This is a genomic window from Nocardiopsis trehalosi NBRC 14201 (assembly GCF_001552555.1).
Lineage (GTDB): Bacteria > Actinomycetota > Actinomycetes > Streptosporangiales > Streptosporangiaceae > Nocardiopsis_B > Nocardiopsis_B trehalosi.
The window spans coordinates 1-3,037 of record NZ_BCRK01000317.1 but is presented as its reverse complement, the minus strand read 5'-3'; the positions used below and the strand labels follow the sequence as shown (position 1 = coordinate 3,037).

Annotated in this window: 3 protein-coding genes; all 3 read left to right on the top strand. The window is 76.1% G+C overall.

The window, feature by feature from the left end:
* Window positions 1-125: 125 nt before the first annotated feature.
* The 3 genes from NT8_RS27755 to NT8_RS27745 are packed head-to-tail and all read left to right on the top strand — an operon-like array spanning window position 126 to window position 3,018.
* Complete coding sequence (locus tag NT8_RS27755) at window positions 126-1,103, top strand: substrate-binding domain-containing protein (RefSeq protein WP_067975987.1); 978 nt, start codon at window positions 126-128, stop codon at window positions 1,101-1,103.
* 5 nt (window positions 1,104-1,108) lie between these two features.
* Complete coding sequence (locus NT8_RS30510) at window positions 1,109-2,173, top strand: ABC transporter permease (protein ID WP_067975984.1); 1,065 nt, start codon at window positions 1,109-1,111, stop codon at window positions 2,171-2,173.
* Window positions 2,170-3,018: an ATP-binding cassette domain-containing protein gene (locus NT8_RS27745; protein ID WP_067975980.1), complete on the top strand. Its 849-nt coding sequence runs from the start codon at window positions 2,170-2,172 to the stop codon at window positions 3,016-3,018. Before NT8_RS30510 ends, NT8_RS27745 begins: the two co-directional genes overlap by 4 nt.
* The last annotated feature ends 19 nt before the right edge of the window (window positions 3,019-3,037 follow it).

Sequence of the window (3,037 nt, the reverse complement as noted above, 5' to 3'; positions counted from 1 at the left end):
CCCCCCGCCATCAGCAGGCCCCCTGACCCCCGCCGCCCCCGCTGTCCGGCGCCCCGCCGCCCGGCGCCGCGCCCGGCCGACCGGCCCGCGTCCCCCACCCGCCTCCCCCAGCCCCGGAGGGGCCCATGCACCGACCACGACCACCCGCCGCCCTCGCCGCGGCCGCCGCCCTCCTGCTCACCGCCGCCTGCAGCTCCCAGGGCGGCCGCCAGGACGAGGCGGACCCCGACGTCGCCACCCCCGCCCTCACCATCGCGCTGATCACCCACCAGGCGCCCGGCGACACGTTCTGGGACATCGTCCGCGGCGGCGCGGAGGACGCCGCGGCCAAGAGCGGCGTCACCCTGGAGTACTCCGCCGACCCCGAGGGCGCCCGCCAGGCCGTCCTCGTGCAGACCGCCGTCGACTCCGGCGTCGACGGGATCGCCGTCACCCTCGCCAAGCCCGACGCCCTCCAGGGCGCCCTTGACGCCGCCGCCGAGGCGGGCATCCCCGTGGTCGGCCTCAACTCCGGCATCGACCAGTGGCGGGACGCCGGGCTGATGGCGTACTACGGCACCGACGAGGACCTGGCGGGGGAGGCGTACGGCGAGCGGCTGAACGAGTCGGGCGCGGCCAAGGCCCTCTGCGTCGTCCACGAGCAGGGCAACGTCGGCCTGGAGGCCCGCTGCGCCGGGATGGCCGAGTCCTTCGGCGGCGACACCGAGACCCTCTACGTCGACGGCGCCAACATGCCCGAGGTGAAGGCGGCGCTCACCGCCCGGCTCCAGGAGGACCGGGACGTCGACCACGTCGCCGCGCTCGGCGCCCCGTTCGCGCTGACCGCCGCCGACGCCGTGGCCGACGCGGGCTCCGACGCCGCCGTGGCCACCTTCGACACCAACCGCGACCTGGTCGCCGCCATCGAGGAGGGCACCGTGGAGTGGGCGGTCGACCAGCAGCCCTACCTCCAGGGCTACCTCGCGGTCGACGGCCTGTGGCTGTACGCCACCAACGGCAACGTGACCGGCGGCGGCGCCGAGCCCGTGCTGACCGGGCCGAGCTTCGTGGACCGCGAGAACATCGACGAGGTCGCCGCCTACGCCGAGTCCGGGACGAGGTGACGCGCGTGACCGCGTCCTCCGCCGCCGCGCCCGCCGCCCCCGGGCCGGGCCCCGCGGGCGGCCCGCCGGGCGGGCGCTCCGCCGCGCGCCGGCTGCTGGCCCGGCCCGAGGTGGGCGCGCTCGTCGGCGCGCTCGCCGTGTTCGCCGTCTTCTTCGCCGTCGCCGAACCGTTCCGGCAGCCCGCCTCGCTGTCCACGGTGCTCTACGCCGCCTCCACCATCGGCATCATGGCGGTGCCCGTGGCCCTGCTGATGATCGGCGGCGAGTTCGACCTGTCCGCCGGGGTGGCGGTGGTCACCGCCGCCCTGGCCGGCGGCATGTTCGCCTACCAGTTCTCGCTCAACGTGTGGGCGGGCGCGGGGCTGGCGCTCCTGCTGTCGCTGGGCATCGGGTTCCTCAACGGGTGGCTGCTCGTGCGCACCCGGCTGCCCAGCTTCCTGGTGACCCTGTCGGTGTTCCTCATGCTCCAGGGCCTCAACATCGCCGTCACCAAGCTGGTGACCGGCGGGGTGGCCACCGACGGCATCGCCGACATGGACGGGTTCGCCTCCGCGCGGGCGGTGTTCGCGTCGAGCCTGCCGATCGGGCCGGTCGAGGTGCGCGTCACCGTGCTGTGGTGGCTGCTGTTCACCGCCGCGGCGACCTGGGTGCTGCTGCGCACCCGCACCGGCAACTGGATCTACGCGGTGGGCGGCGACGCCGCGGGCGCCCGCGCCCTGGGCGTGCCGGTCGACCGGGTGCGCATCGGGCTGTTCGCCACGGCCGGGTTCTTCGCCTGGTTCAGCGGCATGCACCTGCTGACCGCGTCCAACGGGGTGCAGCAGTCCGGTGAGGGCGTCGGCAACGAACTGCTCTACATCATGGCCGCGGTGGTCGGCGGCTGCCTGCTCACCGGCGGGTACGGCACAGTGGCGGGCGCCGCCGTGGGCGCGCTCATCTACGGCATGGTGCGGCAGGGCATCGTCTACGCCGGGTGGGACAACAACTGGATCATGTTCTTCGTCGGCGCGATGCTGCTGGCGGCGGTGGTGGTCAACCTGTGGGTCCGCACGCGGACGGAGCGGAGGTGAGCGCCGTGGCCGACGGCGGCGGGGCCGTCCTGGAACTGACCGGGATCGCCCGCGACTTCAACGGGGTGCGCGCCCTGGACGGGGTCGACCTGGCGGTCGCCCCCGGGCGGGTCTCCTGCGTCCTGGGCGACAACGGGGCGGGCAAGTCCACCCTCATCGCCATCATGTCGGGGCTGATCCGGCCGAGCGCGGGGGAGTACCGGGTCGACGGCGCCCCGGTGCGGTTCAGGTCGCCGCGCGAGGCGCGCGCCCGCGGCATCGCCACCGTCTACCAGGACCTGGCGATGGTGCCGCTGATGCCGGTGTGGCGGAACTTCTTCCTCGGCTCCGAGCCGCGCACCGGCCCGTTCCGCGCCCTGGACGTGCGGCGGATGCGCCGCGTGGCCGACGCCGAGACGCGGCGGCTGGGGGTCGCGCTGCCCGACGTCGACGCCCCGGCGGCCACCCTGTCGGGCGGCCAGCGGCAGGTGGTGGCCATCGCCCGCGCCGTGTACTTCGGCGCCCGCGTGCTCATCCTGGACGAGCCGACCGCCGCACTGGGGGTCCGCCAGTCGGGGATCGTGCTGCGGTACGTGCGCGCGGCCCGCGACGCCGGGGTGGCGGTCGTCCTGGTCACCCACAACCCGCACCACGCCCACCTGGTGGGCGACCGGTTCACCGTGCTCGCGCGCGGCCGGGTGGAGCTCGACGCGGCGCGCGCCGAGGTCGACGCGGCCGACCTCGCCCACCACATGTCGGGGGGCGCCGAACTCGACACGCTCCGGCACGAGCTGGGCGGCGCACCGCCCGCCGCGCCAGGCTCCGAGGGGGCGGCGGACGCCCCGGGCGGCGGGGACGCGCGGTGACGCGCGGCCCCGCCGCCCC